Annotated in this window: 1 protein-coding gene; it reads right to left on the reverse strand. The window is 48.3% G+C overall.

The window, feature by feature from the left end; all coding sequences use genetic code 11:
• Window positions 1–1,044: glycosyltransferase family 2 protein (locus tag A1D16_RS05100; RefSeq protein WP_290708183.1), on the reverse strand; the 1,044-nt coding region annotated here is incomplete at its 3' end.
• Between the last annotated feature and the right edge of the window lie 150 nt (window positions 1,045–1,194).

Here is a 1,194-nt window from a genome sequence, read left to right on the forward strand (position 1 = left end):
ATCGCTGCCAACCGCTACGTCCGACTGGGGCCATTTAAACCGGATGGCTGTTTTCGGTGGCCGGTTTTTCAGGGTCCCGAACACTTCTTCCAGGCTATAGTTCAGGCCGGGTACAAAAATGGTTGGGATAGCCGGATCATAGGTCGTAAGCTGGGAGCAGGTATGGAATTGCTGTTGACTGGGTATTTTTTGCGTACCGGGAGAAATTTTTAGTTTTTCCCGCAGGGTTCTGACGCCAATTGCAAATTCTACCAGGAACCTGCTAAACCAGGTTGCCTTTTTACCATATTTATGGCGGAAACTAAGCATGGCCTCGTAAAAATGCCGGGCATTGGCGGCAGACCGAACCGTACTTTCTCCTTTAAAATGGATAATTCCGGGATGGGGCAGGTAGTAGTTTTTATACCCGGCCTGGGTAATGCTATAACTCAGGTCAATATCTTCCCCGTACATAAAATAACGTTCATCAAATCCGCCGACTTCAAGGTAAAGTTGTCTTGGAAGCAACATACAGGCACCCGCCAGTACCTCTACCTGCTGCACAATATCCGGGGATCGGTGCCCCAGGTAATAATGTGCAACCTGCTTATTCCGGGGAAATACATGAATCAGTCCGCTAAGTTTATAAAATGCCGTAAGCAGAGAGGGGAAGCCACGTTTGGATTCCGGCAGGAAGCGGAAACGTCCGTCGTACATACGCATGCCCACCGCCCCCGCATCGGGATGGCTCTGTATAAAATCGAGTGCTGTGGAAATGCAGTTTTCGGGTAAAATCGTATCGGGGTTAAGAATCAGGAGGTATTCACCTGCAGCAGTTGCAGCACCCAGGTTATTCGCTTTCGAAAAGCCGAGATTGGTCTCATTCCAGATAAAACGTACTTCCGGAAACCGCGATGGCAGGTAGGCCCGGCTGTTATCTGTGGAGGCATTGTCTACAACAATAATTTCATGATCAAGGTGCTGGAGAGCAGCCCGCAGCGAATAAAGGCAGGCTTGCAGGAAAAAACAGACATTATAATTTACGATAACCACCGATAGCAGCATAGCACGAATTTATTGGTAATTTTTATATCGGCTTTGCAGCTTAGCTTTGCCCGATGATGTTATTGGAAACTCTTATCAGGGCCACCAGGGCCGGAGCTGCAGAGCTGGAACGTTTTTTTAACCAGAAAGACCTGGCCATCTCTAATAAGG

This window comes from Flavihumibacter sp. CACIAM 22H1 (genome assembly GCF_001601815.1).
Classification (GTDB): Bacteria; Bacteroidota; Bacteroidia; order Chitinophagales; family Chitinophagaceae; genus Flavihumibacter.